General features: G+C 47.9%; 13 protein-coding genes. 6 read left to right on the top strand and 7 right to left on the bottom strand.

Annotated features, from left to right (window positions below; all coding sequences use genetic code 11):
• Positions 1–20: 20 nt before the first annotated feature.
• Genes DWX62_RS10680 through DWX62_RS10665 form a run of 4 tightly spaced genes read right to left on the bottom strand, consistent with a single transcriptional unit; the run spans position 21 to position 7693 of the window.
• Positions 21–2324 (bottom strand): FtsX-like permease family protein, encoded by a 2304-nt coding sequence (locus DWX62_RS10680; protein ID WP_120172826.1) that lies wholly within the window; start codon positions 2322–2324, stop codon positions 21–23.
• Between the two features lie 19 nt (positions 2325–2343).
• Positions 2344–4647, bottom strand: a complete 2304-nt coding sequence (locus DWX62_RS10675) for an ABC transporter permease (protein WP_008664474.1) — start codon at positions 4645–4647, stop codon at positions 2344–2346.
• 21 nt (positions 4648–4668) lie between these two features.
• The gene (locus DWX62_RS10670) at positions 4669–5352 is read right to left on the bottom strand and encodes an ABC transporter ATP-binding protein (protein ID WP_008664472.1); all 684 of its coding nucleotides are present in this window, start codon (positions 5350–5352) and stop codon (positions 4669–4671) included.
• A gap of 25 nt (positions 5353–5377) precedes the next feature.
• Positions 5378–7693, bottom strand: coding sequence for an FtsX-like permease family protein (locus DWX62_RS10665; protein WP_009038362.1), 2316 nt, complete (start codon positions 7691–7693; stop codon positions 5378–5380).
• Between the two features lie 284 nt (positions 7694–7977).
• On the opposite strand from DWX62_RS10665, the gene DWX62_RS10660 reads away from it, so the two are divergent.
• The 6 genes from DWX62_RS10660 (at position 7978) to DWX62_RS10635 (ending at position 15803) form a co-directional block, all read left to right on the top strand.
• Complete coding sequence (locus DWX62_RS10660; protein ID WP_034529839.1) at positions 7978–8784, top strand: metallophosphoesterase; 807 nt, start codon at positions 7978–7980, stop codon at positions 8782–8784.
• Positions 8759–9496, top strand: coding sequence for a hypothetical protein (locus tag DWX62_RS10655; protein ID WP_120172825.1), 738 nt, complete (start codon positions 8759–8761; stop codon positions 9494–9496). The genes DWX62_RS10660 and DWX62_RS10655 overlap by 26 nt, the downstream gene beginning before the upstream one ends.
• Positions 9497–9806: 310 nt before the next feature.
• On the top strand, positions 9807–11177 hold the full coding sequence (locus DWX62_RS10650) for a sigma-54 dependent transcriptional regulator (RefSeq protein WP_035448589.1): 1371 nt from the start codon (positions 9807–9809) through the stop codon (positions 11175–11177).
• Positions 11167–12474 (top strand): ATP-binding protein, encoded by a 1308-nt coding sequence (locus DWX62_RS10645; RefSeq protein ID WP_035448591.1) that lies wholly within the window; start codon positions 11167–11169, stop codon positions 12472–12474. The genes DWX62_RS10650 and DWX62_RS10645 overlap by 11 nt, the downstream gene beginning before the upstream one ends.
• A gap of 94 nt (positions 12475–12568) precedes the next feature.
• A complete protein-coding gene (locus DWX62_RS10640; RefSeq protein WP_005827676.1) occupies positions 12569–14020 on the top strand; it encodes a potassium/proton antiporter in 1452 nt (483 codons plus the stop codon).
• Positions 14021–14135: 115 nt separating this feature from the next.
• Positions 14136–15803: a long-chain fatty acid--CoA ligase gene (locus tag DWX62_RS10635; RefSeq protein ID WP_005827674.1), complete on the top strand. Its 1668-nt coding sequence runs from the start codon at positions 14136–14138 to the stop codon at positions 15801–15803.
• Positions 15804–16146: 343 nt separating this feature from the next.
• On the opposite strand, the gene DWX62_RS10630 is transcribed toward DWX62_RS10635, so the two are convergent.
• Genes DWX62_RS10630 through DWX62_RS10620 form a run of 3 tightly spaced genes read right to left on the bottom strand, consistent with a single transcriptional unit; the run spans position 16147 to position 22660 of the window.
• Positions 16147–18300 carry a glycoside hydrolase family 97 protein gene (locus DWX62_RS10630; RefSeq protein WP_120172824.1) on the bottom strand — a complete coding sequence of 718 codons (2154 nt, stop codon included), beginning with the start codon at positions 18298–18300 and terminating at the stop codon, positions 16147–16149.
• A gap of 21 nt (positions 18301–18321) precedes the next feature.
• Positions 18322–20820: a TIM-barrel domain-containing protein gene (locus DWX62_RS10625; RefSeq protein ID WP_120172840.1), complete on the bottom strand. Its 2499-nt coding sequence runs from the start codon at positions 20818–20820 to the stop codon at positions 18322–18324.
• 34 nt (positions 20821–20854) lie between these two features.
• Positions 20855–22660: a glycoside hydrolase family 66 protein gene (locus DWX62_RS10620; protein ID WP_009038355.1), complete on the bottom strand. Its 1806-nt coding sequence runs from the start codon at positions 22658–22660 to the stop codon at positions 20855–20857.

Below are 22660 nucleotides of genomic sequence, written 5' to 3'. Positions count from 1 at the left end.
TGATGTATGTTGCGGCAACTTTATTCGCTCTTGATGCTCTTTACCGGATTTTCATTGGCAATGCACCATGCCTTCAACACCACGGTAGCAACGATAAACAACAGCAACAGACAACCTACAAGAATATATCCGCCTATAGGGAATGGCACAACATCAGAGAACTGGCTCGCCCAAAGCTTTCCGGCCCGGCATGCTCCCCCAATACCTATGGCGACAGACGGAATGGCCAGCCAAAGCACATCTCTTGACAATAACAGCAAAATACTTTCCGTCTCCGCTCCATTCACTTTACGAATGGCAATCTCTTTTGAACGCAGGCGGATTTCATCATTCACATAGCCTATCAGTCCCATCAGAATGATAAAGAGTATGGTCAATGAAACCAGCAGGGTAACATCACGAAATACCCGTACAGACTCGGCATAACTGCGCATTTCCTGCTCCACCGAACGGAATACGAGGCTTTTCTGAGGATAAATCCGATGCATCTCTTCATTGAGGCGGGCGAGATTTTCATCCAATGGCTCTTTGAGGCGAACATGCAGGGTGGCAGCTGTCTTCCCCGTCCATTCCACCATCACCGGCAAATTATCGTTGGGCATATCGGCAAAACTGAAACTGTCTAACAGCCCGACAACAGTGCCATAATCATTCACCCGCTTGCCTATGGGGCTGTCTGTCCAATTCATCTTCTCATAAAAGACACTGTTGACAAGCAACTGACCTTCTCCCGTCAAGTTATGCCCCTCTTTCAGTCTCAGACCAATGAAAGGAAGAAAATCACTGTCGAACCAAGTATTACGAGGATAGAAAAGCTCGTTACCCTGATTGTCAAGAATTGGCTGGTTAGAACCGAACCACAATATAGGGCGTTCTGCCGAAGCAACCCCTTCCACATAAGGCAAACTGCCGACAAGACTACGCAGGCTATTGCCATCCACTTCCCGCTGGGTGGTATATGCCACACGTTCAGGACGCCAACCACGGTCACGCGTCGTTACATAACTGTACTGTGAAACGACCATCAGCATCATCCCCAGAATGAATGCCGCTCCGATGAACTGAACAAAAAGCAGTACCCGTTTCCAGCCACGACGCCCGGAAGTGTAGCGGCGGAACACTTGTGTCACCGGAATACGAGCGAAAAGCATGGCAGGCAGGCAACCACCTAAAATAAACAGTAACAGTATCACCGACAATGGTGCCCAAAGATTCTGCCAGTCAAAAAGAGCACTGAGAGGTACAGCTGCCAATTCTTCCATTTTTTCGTGGAAAATATACACCAGCAGTCCAATGAGCAGCAAGGCAAGCCCTACTACTATAGCAGTCTCTACCATGAACATGGAAAAGATGCTACTTCCCGAAGCACCGCTGCATTTGTGTACACCGATGGCCTTAGCACGCTGTGTCAGCGAAGCCACGGAAACGAGTACATAATTCAATGCGGTCGTAAAAAGCAGCACGATACCCAGGAAGAACATAATCCAAATCATCTTCCGTACTTGAGGAGTCTCGACATGCAGATTATGGATAGGGACAATACGTACGCTCAATTCTAAACCACTTTCCGGTGGAATATGACGGGCAATAGCTATGGACATACGCTCATTCAGCCAATCAGCATCCTGCGGGCTGCGCAGCCTGAGATAACCGTCGTAGTTTCCGCCGCTTTGCCAACCCAGGTTCCACTTCAGATGCCGCCCTATAGTAGGAAAGGAAATGATTGCCTCTGGACGCCTCTCCAAAGAAGTGTTCAACGGAATATCGGCAAAGATACCCTTCACGAGCAGTGTAGTCTGATATCCCCAAAAATCATAACGCAGTGTTTTCCCTATCGGATTTTCGTCACCGAAGGCCTCCTTTGCTGACTTGGCGGAAAGGAATACGACATCCGGACCCGCCAAATCCTGTGGATTGCCTTCTATCATCTCCAAACCGAGTACAGAAAAATAAAGTGTATCTGCCATCACCGTGGACATATCTAATTGGCGCTCACCCAACTGGAAACTATTATCAAAAAGAGAACAGCTCACTGTGCTACTTTCCACTTGTTCCGGAAACTCTTCGGCAATGGCAGCCGGAATCGGAATGATGGTAAAGCGACTTTCGTTACCTTCCAACACTCCATTTTTCAACCAACCCGTCTTCACAATATAAAGGTTATCCGAATCATGATAAAAGTTATCAAAACTCAACTCGAATGCAATCCGTGCAAATAGAAATACAGACATCAGCAGTCCCAATGCCAAAGATACAATCTTAATGGCATTGGAACCTTGCTTGTGCAACAAGCTTTGTAATGTATAATAAATGTGCCGCCTCATAATTTCCTGAAGTTATTCTTTATTCACTCTTGATACTGTCTACCGGATTCTCATTGGCAATCCGCCATGCCTTGAATACTACACAACCGATGATGAGCAATAGTACAATGCATGCAATAAGCAAGAATCCGCAGATACCAAAATCCACTCCCTCCACAAACTGCTCTATCCAGACACCGCCTATATACCAGGCTCCCAGCCCTCCAAGAAAAACGGCCGGCAAGGATATCCAGAATATATCCTTCGAGAAAAGCCGGAGAATGGATGACGCTTCCGCACCATTCACTTTACGGATGGCAATTTCCTTGCTGCGGCGTTGTATCTCGTCATTGATGTAGCCAATCAACCCCATTAACGTAACAAAAAGGATGGTTATGGCAGCCAGTAAAGCCGCATTACGGAAATCCGTGACGGTACTGTTCTGGTCGTCAATGACCTTTTGGAACGAGGAAAATACAATGTCACGGGTAGGAAACAGCTTTTCCATATCTTCGTTCAAACGCTTGAGGTTATCGTCAAAAGGCTCTTTCAGACGTAATTGGATGTTTCCGGAAAATCGGTCAAGATAAGTTGCATACATAGGTTGCACCGCCACATAAGCGGCATTGGATGTGGCAAAGTCTTTCAGTACACCTACAATATTGCCCGCTATGCGATCGCCGTTGCGCACTTGCCTGCCTATCGGTTTATCTTCCCAATGCATCATTTTCAAAAATGTTTCATTGACCAATATCTGCCCAGGGGCATCCATATTCTTGCCTTCCGCAAATTCCAACTTCATAAACGGGGCATAGTCCTTGCCAAATTCCACCCAACGCATGCTCATCCACTGCCCGTTATCAGTCGTAACCCCTTCTCCGCTCAATCCGTCTGTAAGAAGATTACCGCTACAAGCTCCATCTTCCACATAAGGCAAAGAAAGCATCACACTACGATTTGCATCGCTTTCCGCATCCGAGTCAAAGGATACGCCCGAAGCATAAGCCACCCGGTGGTAATCGAATCCACGTTCTTTATTGGTGATGTAATGGCTCTGCATAAGCACCAGCCCCAACAAGCCGAAAATAAAAGAGGTACCGGCAAACTGCACAAACAAGAGCGGACGTTTCCAGCCTTTCTTGCCTTCGGTGTACCGGCGGAAAACCTGCGTCACCGGAATGCGGGCAAAAAGCTGCCCGGGCAACATGCCGCCTATCATAAACAAAATGACTATCACTGAAAGCGGTGCCCAAATGTTTTCCCAAGAGAAAAGACCGGCAAGACTAACGTCGAGCATGTCCTCCAACGGCTCACGGAAATTAAATAGAAGCAGCGCTACAAGCAGCAAGGAAGAAAGCATGATGACTCCGGTCTCCCATAAGAACATACCGAAAATAGTTCCCGTATTTGCCCCACTACATTTATGTACGCCTATAGCTTTGGCACGACGGTTCATGGCTGAGATGGAAATAAGCACATAATTCATCGCCACAATAAAAAGTATGGCGGTTCCCAGCGTCAACAGAATCCATACCATACGCATGGTACTGATACCAAATTCCATACGGTAGTCCTTTATCGGAACCAGACTGATAAACACATCATCGCTCTTGCGCACCTGCTCGGCAAGTTTCTCTATTCGGGTGTTCACATCGTCCAATTGCACCCCCGGGCGCAGACGGACAAAGGACATATAGCTGTCTCCACCTCCCCACCCCCAGTATCCCCAATGATGCTTGAAGGAGGTAGCCAGAGACATCACGACACCACTTCCATAGAAACTGGAGTTTTCGGGAAAATCTTCAAAAATGCCCTTCACGGTCATTGGCATCTGTTTGTTATAGACCACCGTCTGCCCGATGGGATTCTTATCGGCAAACATGCTGCCGGCCAGCTCCCTGCTGATGAAGACCACCTCCGGATTATTCAGCTCGCGAGGGTCTCCACTGACAACATCAATGCCCATAGTGGCAAAGAAACAAGAATCGGCCGTCATGGCATTGGTCTGGAAACGGCGTTCATTGGCAAACCAAGCCGAATTGCTCCACCATTGCTGGGTGACGGTAACACTCTCCACCTCGTCAGGCAGGTTTTCGGCAATGGTACCAGCCACCGGTCCAAGAGTTATATGCGAAGGATGATACTCGTTGTTGTAATACCATACTGTTTTGACAAGACACAAACGTTCATGGTCCTTGTAGCAGGTATCATAATTGAGCTCGAATGCCTGACGGGAAAAAATGAGGATACTGACTGCCAACCCCAGTCCCAAGGAAATAATCTTGATGAGGTTGGAGCCTTTTCCTCGTATCAGTGTCTGAAGAGTGTAATATAGTTGTCTCATGGAAGTTGTTTTAAAAGTCTGTTACAAATCCTGCGCTGCCACACTTGCCACCACACTACCGTCGAAAAGATGTATCGTGCGGTGTGCAAACGAGGCGTCGTGCTGGCTGTGGGTCACCATAATAATCGTAGTACCCTCTTTATTCAGTTCTGTCAACAGATTCATCACCTCAGCTCCGTTCTTGGAGTCCAAGTTACCGGTAGGCTCATCGGCGAGTATCAGCTTGGGATTGGTTACGACCGCACGGGCTATCGCCACACGCTGCTGCTGACCGCCGGAAAGCTGTTGCGGGAAGTGTTTGGCACGGTGGCTGATGTTCATCCGCTTCAGTATATCCTCTACCATGCGTTTGCGCTCACTTGCCTTCACGCCGAGGTACGTAAGGGGAAGTTCCACATTCTCGTAGACGTTCAGTTCGTCTATCAGGTTGAAGCTCTGGAACACGAATCCCAGCTTGCCCTTGCGCACACGGGTACGTTCCTTTTCCTTCAAGTCCGCTACTTCCTGACCGAGCAGCTTGTAACTGCCCTCCGTAGGATTGTCCAGCAGCCCGAGGATGTTCAGCAAGGTGGACTTGCCGCAACCTGACGGTCCCATAATGGCTACAAACTCCCCCTCCTTTACATCGAGGCTGACGTGGTTCAATGCTACTGTCTCTACTTCCGAAGTACGGAATACTTTGCTGATGTTGTTAATTTCAATCATGATATTCTATGTATTAATATTATTATCATTCGCTCTTAATGCTGTTTACCGGGTTCTCGTTCGCTATCCGCCAGGACTTCCAAAGTACGCAGGCTACGATAATCACCAAATTGGCCATCACTACCAGTACGTATACTGCCCAACTGACGGGAATACGCTCCGCGAACTGTTCCATCCACATTCCGTTGACATACCATGCCAATACCGTACCGATGACAACTGCCGGAGCTGCCACAACGAGTATATCCCTTGACAACATTTCCAAGATGCCAGAAGCCTCTGCGCCGTTCACTTTGCGGATGGCAATCTCCTTGCTGCGGCGGCGCACCTCATCGGTGGTATACCCAATCAGCCCCATCAGCATGATGAAGAACATGGTCACTGCCGCCATCAAAGTGGCATTGCGGAATACACGGACAGAATTATAGCTGTTCTCTATCCTTTTCTCATAACCGGTAAAGTCAATAGTCTGGTCATGGAAAGCCTCGGCTACATCGTGGTTCAACTTCTGCAGATTTTCGGTAAAGGGTTCTTTCAAACGGACATGTACCGTTCCATAAAAATTCTTGTTTCCCCGGGCTATGAAAGGCATCTTCTCGGTTCTGAAACTCTCTATCTGGAAATCCTTCAACTGCCCTACGACCTTGAATGTATTCCCTTCGGTATATACCGTACGGCCCACGACGTCGTCTCCCCAACGCATCATCTCGGCAAAGGTCTCGTTCACCACGACTTCCTCTTTATCGCGCGCCATACGTCCCGTCTTCATAGTCATGCCCATCAAAGCAGGAAAGTCCTCGCGCATGAAATAAGAAGAACGACAAGAGAACAGTGCCTGCCCGCTCTCACTATGAATCATCGAACCGCTATATCCGCTAATGGGCGTGCTGTTGGCGCTGGACACCGCTTCCACGTAGGGCAATCCCTTGAAGAACTGATAAGCCGCATCACGCGTCGCTTCATTATCCCAGTAGGCATTGCCTATGGCTATCTGCTTGGGATTATACCCCATATCCTTTTTCAGTACATACTGGTATTGCGACATCACCACACACATCAATCCACTAATGAATGCCACGCCTGCAAACTGGACAAACAGCAACGGACGCTTCCAGCCCTTCTTCCCCTCGGTATAGCGGCGGAACACCTGCGATACGGGAATACGCGCAAAGAGCCGGCCCGGCAATACGCCTCCCACTATAAACAGCAGAAGCACTACCGACAACGGTACCCAGATACGCTCCGGAGCCAACAAGGTGGAGAGCTTTACAACGACCGTGTCTTCCACAAAATCGCGGAAGTTGAGCATTATCAACGCCATCAGCAGCAATGCCGCCACAATGATGATACCCGTTTCCAGCAAAAACATGCTGAAAACCGTGCCACCGCTCGCACCGCTGCATTTATGTACGCCTACCGACTTGGCGCGGTAGCTCAAAGAGGAAATGGAAATCAGCACATAGTTCAACGCCGCAATGAAAAGAATGGCAAAACCAAGAATGCTCATGATGACACGCATCCGCTGCACATCATCATAATTGCGGTATGTATCACGGATGGGCTGCACAAAAGCCGTGTAGCCGTACTCTTTCTTATCTTCTGCCGGGCGATACTTGTCTATCATGGCATCAATACGCGCATTGACAACAGATTTGTCGGCACCGGGACGGAAACGGATAAACTCTACCCAACTGTCTCCCCCGCTCCACGAGTAGTTATTCCAGTTGCGGCTCCACAAGGTAGGCATCGAGATAACCGCTTCCGGATTGATTGTGGCGTTCTCAGGCAAATTGGCATAGATTCCCTTCACCGTCAGGTCAAACTGATGGTCATAATTAAGCGTTTTCCCTATAGGATTCTCCTCACCGAACACTTTCCTTGCAAAGCGTTCACTCAAGAAAATAATATCCTTCTGCACCAAGTCCTTTTCGGGATTCCCGTTCAGGACGTCGATACCCATGGTACGGAAGAACAGCGAATCGGCTGCAATCTTCCTGTCATCAAGACGCACGCTTCCATTGTAAAGAGGAGCAGATACCATAGACGTGCTCAAACTTACTGCCGACTCCACCTCTTTGGGGAAGTTCTCCAAAATGGCCCCTGCCACGGGACCGCAATTCCACTCTTGAGGCTCAAACTTCTCTCCTTTCACCGAGAATATCGACCATACCTGATACAAGTTATCATAATCCTTAAAGCAAGTGTCAAAACTCTGTTCATATGCCACGCGGGAGAAAAGCAGAATACTCATCGTCAATCCCAATCCCAAAGAAATGACCTTGATGATATTCGAACCGCGTCCCCGCAGTAAAGTCTGAATTACATAATAGATTTGTTTCATTCCGTTTATCGTTTATTAGATTTATTTTCTTGCTTTTCATATTGCAGAAAGCGTGCCAAAGAATACACAAACCTGATTATCAGCGCATATCGCATTTCAGAAGAAGACAAAGGTGTCTAATTTTTAGACACTCCCGTCTAAAAATTAGACAGAGGCCGAATCTCTGTTCAGCCTCATAGAACAAAAAAAAGGGAAATTAGAAAAGAATCCATAAGAATGAAAACTTTACCTTTGCCCACAGTTTTCTAAAGATAGAGTATAAACGTAAAATGAAGCACCTGCACATGAAATTCCCCAAACTCTTATATCCTTCATTCCTATGCCTGCTTATAGCCGGCTGCGACATGATAGATTATCACCCTTACGATGTACACATCAGCGGTGAAACCGATGTCAATGCCCACAACATTGCCCAAATAGAGCAGAACTGCCAGAACAAGACAACAATCCGGTTCGTAACAATGGGTGATTCCCAGCGCTGGTATGACGAGACCGACGACTTTGTAAGCCACCTCAACAAGCGGGACGACATAGATTTCGTCATTCATGGCGGAGACGTCAGTGACTTCGGTGTAACAGACGAGTTCCTTTGGCAACGGGACATTATGAACAAACTCAAGATACCCTATGTGGTACTTCTCGGCAACCACGACTGTCTGGGCACGGGCGAAGAGACTTATCGCGTAATATTCGGAGACCCCAATTTCTCCTTCATTGCAGGACGGGTAAAGTTTGTCTGCCTGAATACCAACGCCATCGAATTTGACTACTCCCGCCCCATTCCCGACTTCGAGTTTCTTGCCGCACAGATACGCGACCATGAAGAGGAATTCGATAAAACCGTTGTGTCCATGCATATACGCCCGTTCTGCAACGAGTTCAACAATAATGTGGCACACGTATTCCAGCGTTACATCAAGGAATTTCCCGGACTGCAGTTCTGTACATCCGCACACGAACACCATCGCTTCGAGAAAGACCTCTTTGAAGATGGGATAATGTATTACATGAGCGACTGCATGAAGAACCGCAATTACTATATATTCACCATAACCCCCGACGGATATGAACGCGAAGTGGCATATTATTAATCACCTGGCATGCGCCGTCGTCTTCTTGTCGGTATGCTCTTTTTCTGCTTTTTCACAAGAGAGAGATACCATCTTCATCATAGAACACGATACCGTATGGATGGACCTGCAACCGGATGCCGTCATTGAAAGCCAGACCAGAGAGAACCGTTATGACCGCCGCGTACACCGCTACCGCAGGCATTGGGAGGTCTTGATTCCGACGCACACCAAAATTCAGTTTGCCGGCAATATGGGGTTGCTGTCATTCGGTACCGGATGGGATTACGGCAGAAGAAACCAATGGGAAACAGACGTATTCTTCGGAGTATTGCCCAAATATGACTCCAAACGTACCAAGCTGACATTCACTGTCAAGCAGAACTACCTTCCCTGGAGCCTGCAAATAAAACAGAGCCGTTTTTCTGTAGAACCGCTGGCTTGCGGTATGTATCTGAACACGGTATTCGGCGATGAATTCTGGGTCAATGAACCGGAACGCTACCCTAAAGGATATTATGGTTTCTCCTCTAAGGTACGCATCCATGCATTCTTAGGACAGCGCATCACTTACGACATCGACCCGCAACGACGGTTCACGGCCAAAGAAATCACTTTCTTCTATGAAATAAGTACATGTGACCTATATGTAGTCAGCGCCTTCACCAACAAGTATCTGAAACCCAAGGATTATCTGAGCTTGTCATTTGGCATCAAACTGCAACTGCTATAAGTTCTTTTTTCAGTACCGCCACGAACTCTTACTGAAGTTGCTGCCAACTAATTTCTGTTTTACTTAAATCTATTCGTCCCACAATCGTTATATTATCGTCCGACAGTTGTTGAATTATCGTCCGACAGCTGTCGGACGATAATTCAACAACTGTCGGACGATTAATTCTTAGCAAGCAAAAATATAAAATAAAGCGGCATAAGGATTTGCTAAATGAGAAGGAGAATCTTAATACTTTGAAAACTGAGAGATTTACCGAATATAATGCAGATAAATCATTAACTTTGCCTGCAGAAAACAGAAATAGTTTATGGCAAAAAAAAACGGAAACATCCTGATTGTCGATGATAACCGAGGCGTACTTACCGCCTTGCAGCTTTTGTTAAAGCCATATTTTGAAGGGATAATCACACTTCCCTCTCCCGTAACCCTGCCCAGCGTATTGCGAGAAAGGTCATGGCAAGTGGTTCTTCTTGACATGAACTTCACCTCGGGCATCAATACCGGCAACGAGGGACTATACTGGCTCCATGAAATAAAGAAGCAATGTCCCACCCTGCCCGTAGTGCTGTTTACCGCCTATGCCGACATTGACCTTGCCGTACGGGGAATCAAGGAAGGAGCCACAGACTTCGTCGTGAAACCCTGGAACAACCAGAAACTGGTGGAAACCTTACTGAATGCCGTATCAGCTTCTGAAACAAAATCTCCGGCCAACGGCCCAAATGCCGGACGTACGGCAGAAAGCAGCCACCTGTTTGCAGATACCCGCAACATGTATTGGGGAAACAGCCCCGCCATGCAGCAGCTCCGCCTTTTGGTGGAAAAAGTGGCCTCTACCGATGCCAATATCCTTATTACGGGCGAGAACGGTACCGGTAAAGAGATGCTGGCACGCGAAATTCACTCCCTTTCACCGCGCAACCGGCAGGAGATGGTAAGTGTGGATATGGGTGCAGTCACCGAAAGCCTTTTCGAGAGCGAACTGTTCGGCCACATGAAAGGCTCTTTCACCGATGCCCATGCCGACCGTGCCGGCAAGTTCGAAGCAGCCAGCCGCAGCACCCTCTTTCTCGATGAAATAGGCAATCTCCCCTACCATCTGCAAGCCAAACTGCTGACCGCCATCCAACGACGCAGCATTGTCCGTGTAGGCAGCAACACTCCCATTCCCGTAGACATACGGCTGATTTGCGCTACAAACCGCAATCTGCCCGAGATGGTGGCAAAAGGCGAATTCCGCGAGGACTTGCTGTACCGCATCAACACGATACATCTCGAGATACCTTCGTTGCGCGAGCGGCCCGAAGACATCATCCCCCTTGCAGAGCTTTTCATCGCCCGCTTCTGCAAGCAATATGACAAGCCCCCTGTCAAGCTGACGGACGGCGCCTGCGAGAAACTTACGCTCCACCCCTGGTACGGCAATATCCGCGAACTGGAACATGCCATCGAAAAAGCCATTATCATCTGTGACAACGAAACCCTTCCCGCAGAACTGTTCCAGCTGGCACGGCGAACCGGCACTCCCGAAGCAGCCGCATCCACGCTCGAAGAAATGGAAATGCAGATGATACGGAAGACGCTCGACAAATGTAGCGGAAATCTCTCTGCCGTCGCCGCACAGCTGGGTATCACCCGCCAGACGTTGTACAACAAAATGAAGAAGTATGGCCTTTAATTATTCATTCCGTGTTGCCGTCAGTCTGGCAGTAGCGCTCCTTGCAGGGGTGATGTGGACTGTGGACGTATTTTGGGGCGCGCTCTGTACCGCGCTGCTTCCCATAGCCTTGTACTGGCAGCAGAAGCTATACCGCCATCATGTGCGGAAAGTGCTTTTCATGCTCGACGCCATCGAAAACAACGACAATGCCATCCACTTCTCCGAAACGGAAAACACTGCCGACGCACGACTCGTGAACCGTGCATTGAACCGGGTTGCCCATATACTTTATAATGTGAAAAGTGAAACAGCCCAGCAAGAAAAATACTACGAACTCATCCTGGACTGCGTGAATACCGGTATCCTTGTCCTGAACGACAATGGTGCCGTATATCAGAAAAACAGCGAAGCCCTCCGTTTGCTGGGCCTCAATGTCTTTACCCACGTCAGCCAGCTGAACCGCGTGGATCCGCGTCTTTCGTCCCTTCTTGCCAATTGCCGCCCGGGAGACAAATTGCAAATGCCTTTCAACAACGAGCGAGGCACTGTCAACATGTCTGTCCGCGTCAGCGACATCACAGTCCGTAAAGAACATCTGCGCATCCTCGCCTTGAACGACATCAACAACGAGCTGGATGAAAAGGAAATAGATTCCTGGATCAGGCTTACCCGCGTACTGACGCACGAAATAATGAACGCCGTCACTCCCATAACCTCCCTGAGCGATACACTGCTGGGACTGACCGAGGCACAAGCCTCCAAAGAAGAAATCAGAAACGGCCTGCAGACTATCAGCAGTACAGGCAAGGGCCTGCTCTCTTTTGTGGAATCATACCGGAAATTCACCCGTATTCCCACCCCCGAACCATCCTTGTTCTACGTAAAAAGCTTTATCGAGCGGATGGTCGAACTCGCCCGTCACCAGCACCCCGATGTCCGGGTCACCTTTCATACGGACATCGCGCCAAGCGACCTTATTCTATATGCCGATGAGAACCTGGTATCACAAGTGGTCATCAACCTACTGAAAAATGCCATACAAGCCATCGAATCGGATAAAAATACAGATAAAGAAGGACATATCAACATACGTGCCTACTGCAACGAAGCGGAAGCCATACTGATAGAAATTTCCAACAACGGACCTGCCATTCCCAATGACATTGCCGAACACATATTTATCCCCTTCTTTACGACCAAAGAGGGTGGAAGCGGTATTGGATTGAGTATTTCCCGGCAAATAATGAGGCTTTCCGGCGGAAATTTATCCTTATTGCCTGGTAAAGAAACCACCTTTATTTTAAAATTCAATTGAACTATTTTAGATTTGTATTTGTTAAACACATTGCATATCTTTGTACTATTAGACATAAGAAACATCACATTTCAAACTATATAGCATAGAATTTATGATATTTACAGCAGGAAACATACTACTTATAGGTTCCATATTACTTTTCGTCAGCATCATTGTCGGCAAGACCGGCTACCGTTTCGGAGTGCCTGCGTTATTGCTTTTCCTTGTCGTCGGTATGCTGTTCGGCAGTGACGGATTGGGATTGCAGTTCCACAACGCCAAGGAAGCACAGTTCATCGGCATGGTTGCACTCAGCATCATTCTGTTCTCCGGTGGCATGGACACCAAGTTTACGGAGATAAAGCCCATATTGACTCCCGGCATTGTTTTGTCAACTGCAGGAGTGCTGCTCACGGCCCTCTTTACCGGATTATTTATCTGGTGGCTGTCCGGCATGAGCTGGACCAACATCCACCTGCCGTTGATAACCTCCCTTTTGCTTGCATCCACCATGTCATCTACCGACTCAGCCTCTGTATTCGCCATTCTGCGTTCACAAAAAATGAACCTGAAGCATAATCTGCGCCCCATGCTGGAACTGGAAAGCGGTAGTAACGACCCGATGGCATATATGCTGACAATCGTGCTGATTCAATTCATCCAGTCCTCCGGAATGGGAGTTCCCCAGATATTGGGCTCTTTTGCCATACAGTTCATTGTCGGTGCCGCAACCGGTTATTTCCTCGGAAAGCTGGCCATCCTTATGCTGAACCGGCTGAATATAGACAACCAGGCACTCTATCCTATCCTGTTGCTGTCCTTTGTATTCTTCACCTTCTCCATCACCGACCTGCTGAAAGGCAACGGTTACCTGGCCGTGTATATCGCCGGAATGATGGTAGGCAATAACAAAATCATGCACCGGAAAGAGATTTATACTTTTATGGACGGACTGACCTGGCTTTTCCAAATCATCATGTTCCTCTGCCTCGGTCTGCTTGTCAACCCCCATGAGATGCTGGAAGTTGCAGTCGTGGCATTGCTCATCGGCGTCTTCATGATTGTCGTGGGACGTCCTCTCAGTGTTTTTCTCTGCCTGCTGCCTTTTGGCAAGAGAATCACCCTCAAGTCACGGCTATTCGTATCGTGGGTAGGATTACGTGGCGCAGTACCCATTATCTTTGCCACCTATCCCGTGGTGGCTAATGTGCCCGGCGCCCATGTCATCTTCAACATCGTATTTTTCATAACCATCGTCTCACTGGTCATCCAGGGTACCACAGTCTCCTGGGTAGCCCGGCTGCTTGGCCTCTCCACCCCGCTGGAAAAGACCGGAAATGATTTCGGAGTTGAACTGCCCGAAGAGATTGACTCCAACTTGCACGACATGACCATTACACAAGAAATGCTGGAGCAGGCAGACACCCTGAAAGACATGAACCTGCCCAAAGGCACACTGGTGATGATTGTAAAACGTGGCGATGAGTACCTCATTCCGAACGGAACATTAAAACTTCATGCCGGTGACAAGCTGCTTCTTATTTCGGAAAATAGCAAGGAATAAGAATTACAGATAAGTTTCTATCCGTTCCAGGGTAAGAAAAAAGTGGAAACTATTTGCTTTGCATCACTATAAGACCTATCTTTGCGCAGTTTTAACTAAAGTGTGCAACAGCTGAATGGAACAAGAACAAGGGTTCATCGATTATATAGAACAAAGCATTATTAAAAACTGGGATCGCAACGCCCTGACAGACTACAAAGGAATTACACTGCAATACAAAGATGTAGCACGGAAAATAGCCAAATTCCATATCGTATTGGAAAGCGCCGGCATCAGGCCCGGTGACAAGATTGCCGTTTGCGGACGTAACAGTGCACATTGGGCAGTCGCTTTTCTGGCGACGGTTACCTATGGAGCTGTCATTGTTCCCATTCTGCATGAGTTCAAGGCCGACAATATCCACAACATCGTCAACCATTCCGAAGCCAAGCTGCTGTTTGTCGGCGACCGGGCATGGGAAAACCTCAATGAAGAGGCAATGCCCCTGCTGATGGGTATCGTACTGCTGACGGACTTCACTCCGGTAGTTTGCCGCAACGAGCAGCTGATGGAGGCTTTCGAACATCGCAACGTCCTCTATGGCACACGTTTCCCCAAGAATTTCCGCCCCGAGCATATCAGCTACCGCAAGGAGGAATCACCCGAAGAACTGGCTGTCATCAACTATACTTCGGGCACCACGGGATATTCCAAAGGGGTCATGCTCCCCTATCGCAGCCTTTGGTCCAATGTTGCATATTGCCATGAGATGCTCCCCGTACGTCCGGGCGACCATATTGTATCCATGCTGCCTCTGGGACATGTATTTGGTATGGTGTACGATTTTCTATACGGTTTTTCCGCAGGCGCCCATCTGTATTTCCTTACCCGTATGCCGTCTCCCAAGATTATTGCACAGTCATTCTCCGAAATCAGGCCACGGGTCATTTCGTGTGTACCGCTTATCGTAGAAAAGATTATCAAGAAGGATATCCTGCCCCGGATAGACAATAAAATAGGCAAGCTGCTATTGCGGATGCCCATTGTCAACGATAAAATCAAGGCTGACATGCGCAAAAAGGCAATGGAAGTATTCGGCAGTAATTTCGATGAAATAATCATCGGAGGAGCACCGTTCAATGCCGAAGTGGAACGCTTCCTGAAGCAGATAGGCTTCCCCTATACCATTGCATACGGAATGACGGAATGCGGCCCCATCATTTGTTCCAGCCGCTGGGAAACATTGAAACTGGCCTCTTGTGGCAAGGCAACCACCCGCATGGAAGTAAAGATAGACTCTCCCGACCCTCAGAACGTGGCAGGAGAAATAATCTGTAAAGGTGCCAATCTGATGCTGGGCTATTACAAAAATGCCGAAGCGACTTCCCAAATCATCGATGTAAACGGCTGGCTGCACACCGGCGACCTTGCAACGATGGATACCGAAGGATATGTCACTGTCCGCGGACGCAGCAAAAACATGTTGCTCACAGCCAGTGGTCAGAACATCTACCCCGAGGAGATTGAAAGCAAACTGAACAACATGCCCTATGTGTCCGAATCACTGATCGTATTGCAGAAAGACAAGCTCGTGGCTCTTATCTATCCGGATTTTGACGATGCATTCGCCCATGGTATGGAACAATCGGACATCGAAAAGGTTATGGAGGACAATCGGAATGAATTGAATCTGCAATTACCGGCCTACAGCCAGATTACAAAAGTCAAGATACACTTCGAGGAGTTCGAGAAAACGGCAAAGAAGAGCATTAAAAGATTTATGTATCAGGAAGTAAAAGGGTAAGGGGAATGTGTCAAAACCTTCTTTAACGCTTTATTTTAGGCGCGGATGACGCAGATTTCACGGATTTAGTTTATTGAATCCGCATTATTCCGCGTAATCCGCGCCTAATATTATAACATTATAAAAGTCTTCATGTGCTTTTGACACATTCGCATCCTTTTTGTTAACAAAAATAGAAGCAAAGGAATAAACGGCTAATAAGTGTTATAAAACATACTTTTTTAGTTGGATAATTTGCAGATTTATCAAAAGTCCGTATCTTTGCAATGTGTTTTTCATAGTATTAGATTTAAGGTTAACAAAGGTTGGAGTACAGCGGTACTCCTTTTTTTATGCCCGTAAATCAGATATTCCCGGAAAGCCTCTTCAGTCCCTTCAATACAGATTTATCTTTCACCTCCATGATGCTGATGGCATAGCCGCCACCGGAAGCAGCTTTCAGTTTCAAGACCGTTTTGGGAGAAACGATACCTTCACGGATAACATAAGCTTGCGGATTTGTCTTATAATCGGCATCTTTTGCATCGGCATAGACGGTTGCAATATACTGCTTGTCTGCATCCAGGAAGTCCAGTTTCAGAGTTGAAGCATGTCCGTGCTCACTGCTGGTGCAACCGATAAACCAGTCATTCGTACCTTTTGCCTTACGGGCAACAGTGATGTAACGTCCCGGCTCAGCTTCCAGATAGCGGCTGTCGTCCCAATCCACAGCCACATCTTTGATGAACTGGAAAGCATCCATGAAACGCTCATAATTCTCAGGAAGGTCGGCAGCCATTTGTAGAGGGCTGTACATAGTGACATAAAGTGCCAGCTGACGCGCCAAGGTAGTATTGGCATGCGTATGGCTGTTCGGATTCAACTTATTGATGTCCATTTCAAAGATACCGGGCGTATAGTCCATCGGACCACCCTGCAAACGGGTAAACGGAAGTACCGTTGTGTGGAAGGGCTTGTTACCGGCAAAAGCCTCGTACTCCGTGCCTCGGGCAGATTCATTGCCTATCAGATTGGGATAGGTACGGCATAAACCAGTCGGACGTACCGCTTCATGGGCATTGACCATTATCTTGTGTTTGGCAGCTTCGGTCACGGCGTATAGGTAATGGTTGTTCATCCATTGTCCATAGTGATGCTCGCCACGGGGAATCATATTGCCTACGTAGCCACTCTTTACCGAATTATATCCATATTTATTCATCAGACGGTAGGCAGCTTCCATGTGCCGCTCATAGTTACGGACGGAAGCCGATGTTTCATGGTGCATCATCAGACGGACACCCTTGGAATGAGCATATTCATTCAGATACTTGATGTCAAAATCGGGATAAGGAGTCACGAAATCGAAAACATAATCCTTGGAATTACCGAACCAGTCTTCCCAACCCGTATTCCAACCCTCCACCAATACCTGGTCAAAACCGTGTTCGGCAGCAAAGTCTATGTACTTCTTCACATTAGCCGTGTTGGCCGGATGAATGCCGTTCGGTTTCATCTTGGAATAGTCCGTATCATCCAGTTTCACAGAAGGGAGGTCAAAAGTATATGCCCAGGGCTTTCCCCCTGCAATCATTTCCCACCATACGCCGACATATTTCACCGGCTTAATCCAGGAGGTATCATCATACTTGCAAGGCTCATTCAGATTGAGAATCAAATTGGAGGCCAGTATCTCGCGGGCATCATCACTGACTATGACCGTACGCCAGGGAGTATGGCAGGGAGACTGCATATACCCTTTATTTCCTTGGGCATCCGGGGTCAGCCAGGATTCAAAAACGAGGTTCTTGTCATCCAGGTTGAGATGCATGCAAGAGTAGTCTACCAAGGCTGCCTCGTGCAGGTTAAGGTACACTCCATCAGCTGTTTTAAGCTGTATGGAAGTCTGGACACCCGTCGGCGAAAAGACAGTTTGTGACGCATTGTCACTCACAGCTCCCTGCAGCAGTCCACGGATTTCAGAGAGTTTGGACTCCGTGTAATCATATTCCTGGGTATCATAATCTCCCGGAATCCACCAGGCAGTATGGTCGCCGGTCATGGCAAACCGGGAATGCTCTTCCTTTATCACAAAATAAACCAGATTCTTCTGTTGCGGAAACTCATAACGGAATCCCACGCCGTCATCATATACCCGAAAACGGATATTCATAAAACGAGTGGTAGACGGTTGTTCAAGTTCTACCAGCAATTCGTTGTAGTGGTTGCGGATATCTTTTGTTTCCCCCCACACCGGTTGCCAGGTTTCATCGAAAGTGGAAGTAGAAGTCTTTACTACTTTGAAACCATCCATCAGGCTGGTAGCTCCTTTCAGTTCCAATCCCAACGTACTGGGATTGATGACAGGAGCCCCTTTATAATCCACCTGATAGGCTGGTCTCCCGTCTTTTGTCAGTTCAAAATCCAGCTTCACCATGCCCGAAGGGGATGAAATGCCTTCAGCATTCCCCGCCAGGGCAGAAAAAAGCAAAGCCGCGCTAAGTACAAATTTCTTCATAATAATGATATGTTTTTTGTGTTAATAGATAAACTCAATGATATGTTCCTTTCCATCATCCGGCAACCTCAGCAGGCAGGTCCCCTGCTTCTTGTCGGGACACCAGGCAGTTATCGTAAACTCTGTCTCCCGATTTTCTTCCAGCTTTCCGACATTCGTTTTCTTGATTTTCTGACCGTCCAGCAAAGCTGTTCTCGGCATCTGTTCCGTATAGATGCAGAACATCAGGTTTCGTTGGCCGGGTAAGCTATATTTCTCACCGGTCCGTGTACCTACTTTCAGCGTATAGCCTTTGTCGGTAGTCTGGCAAGTAATAGGAGTGCGCATGAACTCTCCACGCAAATATCCTAAATCAGTTCCTGCATCTTCATAAAGCGAGAAGGTAGTTTCACTGCCCGCTGCAGCAGGAAATATCTCAAACGTAACCGGATAGACCGGTTTCTCATCCGTATAGTTCATGACCGGCATTTGAGGTATGATACTTCCCTGCTTTACAAACATAGGAATAGTATTGAGGGGAGCATCCACCGTCATCCATTGCTCACCGCTATATGCTGTGTGTTTGTTGTTGTAGTCAATCCAAGTTCCTTCAGGAAGATACACATTCTTGTTTCGCGCTCCTTTCTTTACCACCGGAGCAACCAGCAGTTCGCTGCCAAACATGAACTGGGCATCCGTTGAGAACGTTTCCATATCTGCCGGATATTCCAGAAACATCGGTCGCATGAGAGGCAACCCCGTTTCGTGTGCTTCGCGGGCATACGTATAGATATAAGGCAAAAGACGATACTTCAATTCGATGGCTGCCTTGGCATTCTTCTCGGCCTCTTCGCCGAACAGCCACGGCTCCACAGCCACGTTGCCCTCATGATGAATGCGGCTCAGGGGATTGAAAGCGCCCATCTGTATCCACCGCGTATAAAGTTCAGCCATCGCAGGATAATTCTCTATATCTCCGCAATAACCGGTAATGTCACAAGTAGTAAAAGGAATAATTCCCAAACCGGCAGACAACAGTACCGGAATCTGATTGGCCATCTGTCCCCAGCCCTGCGTCACGTCATCACCGTTTCCACAGTCACCGGTCCAGCCGAAGGTATAGCGTTGCAAGCCCGCAAAAGCGGCACGTGTCATCTGAAATACGCGACGGTTAGGATTCCGTTTCTCAAACTGCTCCTTCACCACCTTATCCCACGTAAGACCATAAACATTGTGAATCTCATCATGCATGCCCAAATGGTGTTTCATCACCAGGCGTTCCGTCTGCTCCTCATTGCTCCAGGCAGGTTCACCCATATCAGTCCAGAAACCGGCAATGCCATCATCAATGGGCTTCTGCTGATAAGCTCCCCACCAGTCTGCCACAGCAGGAAGGGTGAAGTCCACTACTCCACAATTACCACCCCAGGGCCAGGGCATGTCATAACTCCTGCCGTTGGTGGAGTCCTTTACCAGATACCCTAACCTATCGGCTTCCTCCCATTGCCGCTTATTGGCTTGTGAAATGACCGGATCTTGCGAAACCACCACCTTGAAGCCCATATCCTTGAGGTCTGCAAGCATCTTTTTCGGATTCTCGTAGTTCCCTTTCCGCCATTCAAAATCCTGCAAATACTGTGTCCAGCCTATGTCCTGGTAAATAACATCACAAGGAATTCCACGCTTACGATAGCCTTCAGCTATTTCATAAGACAATTTCTCGCTCGTCAGCAGTCCCCGGCATTGTGCAAAGCCCAATGCCCATTTAGGAGGCATTATGGGTTTTCCCGTTAGGTCGACATATTGTTTCATGATTTCCTTATAATCCTTCCCGAAGATGAAATAATAAATCATCTCTCCCCCAGGAGCCTCGAAACTGTAGTAATCGCGGCTTTCCGTACCAAACTTAAATTCGGTTTTATACGTATTGTCCAGGAAAATACCATAACGATAACTGCTCATAAAGAACGGAATACTCTTGTAGAGCGGGTCCTCAACGGCACTATAACAAGGCTTGTCACTGTTCCACATCTTGTAGGCTTCGCCGCGACGGTCCAGCTTGCCGGTCTTTTCTCCCAAGCCGAAGAAGTGTTCGTCACGACGGAGGGTCTTGTATTCCAATTTGCGCTGCCCGTTACTGATATGCCCCTTATCGGCATAATCACTGAACAGCAGTTTCTGATACTTGTCGAATATCTGTAAGTTAAACGGAGACTTGTTTACCCGGATACGGAGTTTAGGGGTAAAAATCTCGTAGCAGGCATTCTGTTCGTCCACATGGACGGTACCGACATCCTCCAGGTCCTCATTGACGACGGCAAAGGAAGGATTATTCCGCTGGAAACTACCGTCGGGAGAAAACCATATACGTACCGTAGACTGACTACACAGACGTAATTGTATGGCAGAACTGTCATTTAAATAGAAGGTCACACTGCGGTCGTCACTGGTATAAGAAGTGCAGTCTCCGGTGCGGTTCTGTGCATTCGCATATACTGAAAATGCACAGACGGCAAAAAATAAAAATATATATTTCTTCATTACCATAATCTGTTTGTTCCTTTATTGGATATTCTTATTCCATCACAAGCATGCTCCAGTACTTCAGCAAGGGCAAGGTAAAGGTAACCGTGCCGTCCTTCTGTTCGAATGACAGTTCCTGCGAAGCACCGGCATGGAAATCGGGCGATGCAACCCATATCTTGTTCACTTTACCGGAAACATTCATCTTCAACGGCACGTCGGACACCAGACGCGGTTCGGGCATTGTTCCGTTCAAATCCCTCCAGCTTAAGTTATCCGCATTGAGGAAGTTGAGCAGATGAATGACTTGCCTGCCATTTACATTCTTGGCATATACAGTGATGGCAGACTTCTGCGGCGGCCATGCATTCAGAGAAAGATTCCGCGCAGCATCCGTACAGTTCAGAGAAACGGAAATCTCCGCCTCCGTATCTTTATCACGAAGCAGGTTCTGATAAGCCGTCATAAAGTCATAATAACGAATCATGGCTGTTTTCAGTACATCGTTCATCTGCAAAGCCGTGCTTGGAAAGTACTCGCGGCATAGCATGTGGTCACCCAATTCCAAATGAGAGCCTCCCAAAGCAAATATCACAGCATCCGTCAGCAGCACACCCGGTGTATTGAACTCACCGGTACTGCTACCTGCCTTGTCATAGTTCATATATGCGGCAAACACCGTTTTCAAGGCATGGTTGCCATACTGGTCGTTCGCTTTGATAATGGTGTGCAGATCCTTGAAGCCTGCCTCATCGCCCCATACTTCATTATAAAGGAAATCCACTTTACCCGTACCAGCTATCTGGGAAGCTCCATAGCTGGAGACGGCATTCATCACCAAACGCTTGTCCGGATGCTTCTGTTTCATGGCTTCGATGAACGAGGCATATCCCTTAGGCAGATTTACCTTATTGCCATCATAGTCATAGCGGTCACCCCGGTTTCCCAGTTGGTCTATCTGATAACCGTCAAAGTCCAGATTGGCATAAACATCATCGTTTTTCTGGGCAATATATGCCTGCCATTCCGTATTGGCGGGATTGAGCAGGAAGATATTACTTTTCCAACTGGAGGGCAAGTCATGCGAATCCTTATCCATGCGTCCCGTGTTCTTGAATATGTACCATTCTTCCTTTACCCCGTCGGAAACGGCATCGTCCAAAGCTCCGAAACATAGATTGTAAAACATGGACTTCATGCCCAGGCTGTGTTGTGTAGAGATATACTTCTCCACTACCTCGGTATAGACCTCCCGGTTGGCAATGTCCTTATAGACCTCGTCCAGATGCTCACGCGTACCGCCCAACGGCCAATGATGCTTGTTGTGCCAATCCTGAAACTGTACTCCGTTAATGTGGCAACGGTTCAGGAAAGCCATCTCCTTCTCTATCACTCCATCCACCTTTTTCGAAGCATCAAAAGTGGCAACGAAACCATAACGTGGAAAACGTGTCCAGTCACTGGATACATCTACGGCAATAGTACCAAGAATAACCTCTGTTCCATTCTCTTTCGTACGGTACACATCCACTAGATAACCGGTATAATCGGTTGCCGGAGCAGTCCAAGTCCAAGTAGTACCGGCAGCAGCCTGCTCCGATACAACCTTGTCCATTGTCCGGTAGCGGATTTTAGCTCCGGCAGGAAGGGCGTCAGCTGTAAAAGAAACACTCTCGCCCGGCCGGTAACATGCCTTGTCGGTAGTGAGGTTGACCGTCAAGTCCGAGGTGACTGGGGTTACTTCCGTAACCCCTCCACTCTCTCCGCCTCCACCGGTACCGCTGCCGGTATCATCACTCTCCTTGCTGCATGCAACCAGCAGCAAGGCTACCAGTGTTGTATAAACTATCTTCTTCAT

The organism is Bacteroides sp. AF20-13LB (genome assembly GCF_003603065.1).
Taxonomy (GTDB): Bacteria; Bacteroidota; Bacteroidia; order Bacteroidales; family Bacteroidaceae; genus Bacteroides; species Bacteroides uniformis.
This window is presented reverse-complemented; position numbering and strand designations above follow the sequence as displayed.

What these genes read in the sequence shown, in the direction of transcription:
- DWX62_RS10675 (WP_008664474.1), bottom strand. Translation starts at nt 4,647, where the DNA reads ATGAGACAACTATATTACACTCTTCAGACACTGATACGAGGAAAAGGC.
- DWX62_RS10630 (WP_120172824.1), bottom strand. Translation starts at nt 18,300, where the DNA reads ATGAAGAAATTTGTACTTAGCGCGGCTTTGCTTTTTTCTGCCCTGGCG.
- DWX62_RS10650 (WP_035448589.1), top strand. Translation starts at nt 9,807, where the DNA reads ATGGCAAAAAAAAACGGAAACATCCTGATTGTCGATGATAACCGAGGC.
- DWX62_RS10640 (WP_005827676.1), top strand. Translation starts at nt 12,569, where the DNA reads ATGATATTTACAGCAGGAAACATACTACTTATAGGTTCCATATTACTT.
- DWX62_RS10665 (WP_009038362.1), bottom strand. Translation starts at nt 7,693, where the DNA reads ATGAAACAAATCTATTATGTAATTCAGACTTTACTGCGGGGACGCGGT.
- DWX62_RS10680 (WP_120172826.1), bottom strand. Translation starts at nt 2,324, where the DNA reads ATGAGGCGGCACATTTATTATACATTACAAAGCTTGTTGCACAAGCAA.
- DWX62_RS10625 (WP_120172840.1), bottom strand. Translation starts at nt 20,820, where the DNA reads ATGAAGAAATATATATTTTTATTTTTTGCCGTCTGTGCATTTTCAGTA.
- DWX62_RS10660 (WP_034529839.1), top strand. Translation starts at nt 7,978, where the DNA reads ATGAAATTCCCCAAACTCTTATATCCTTCATTCCTATGCCTGCTTATA.
- DWX62_RS10645 (WP_035448591.1), top strand. Translation starts at nt 11,167, where the DNA reads ATGGCCTTTAATTATTCATTCCGTGTTGCCGTCAGTCTGGCAGTAGCG.
- DWX62_RS10670 (WP_008664472.1), bottom strand. Translation starts at nt 5,352, where the DNA reads ATGATTGAAATTAACAACATCAGCAAAGTATTCCGTACTTCGGAAGTA.
- DWX62_RS10655 (WP_120172825.1), top strand. Translation starts at nt 8,759, where the DNA reads ATGAACGCGAAGTGGCATATTATTAATCACCTGGCATGCGCCGTCGTC.
- DWX62_RS10620 (WP_009038355.1), bottom strand. Translation starts at nt 22,660, where the DNA reads ATGAAGAAGATAGTTTATACAACACTGGTAGCCTTGCTGCTGGTTGCA.
- DWX62_RS10635 (WP_005827674.1), top strand. Translation starts at nt 14,136, where the DNA reads ATGGAACAAGAACAAGGGTTCATCGATTATATAGAACAAAGCATTATT.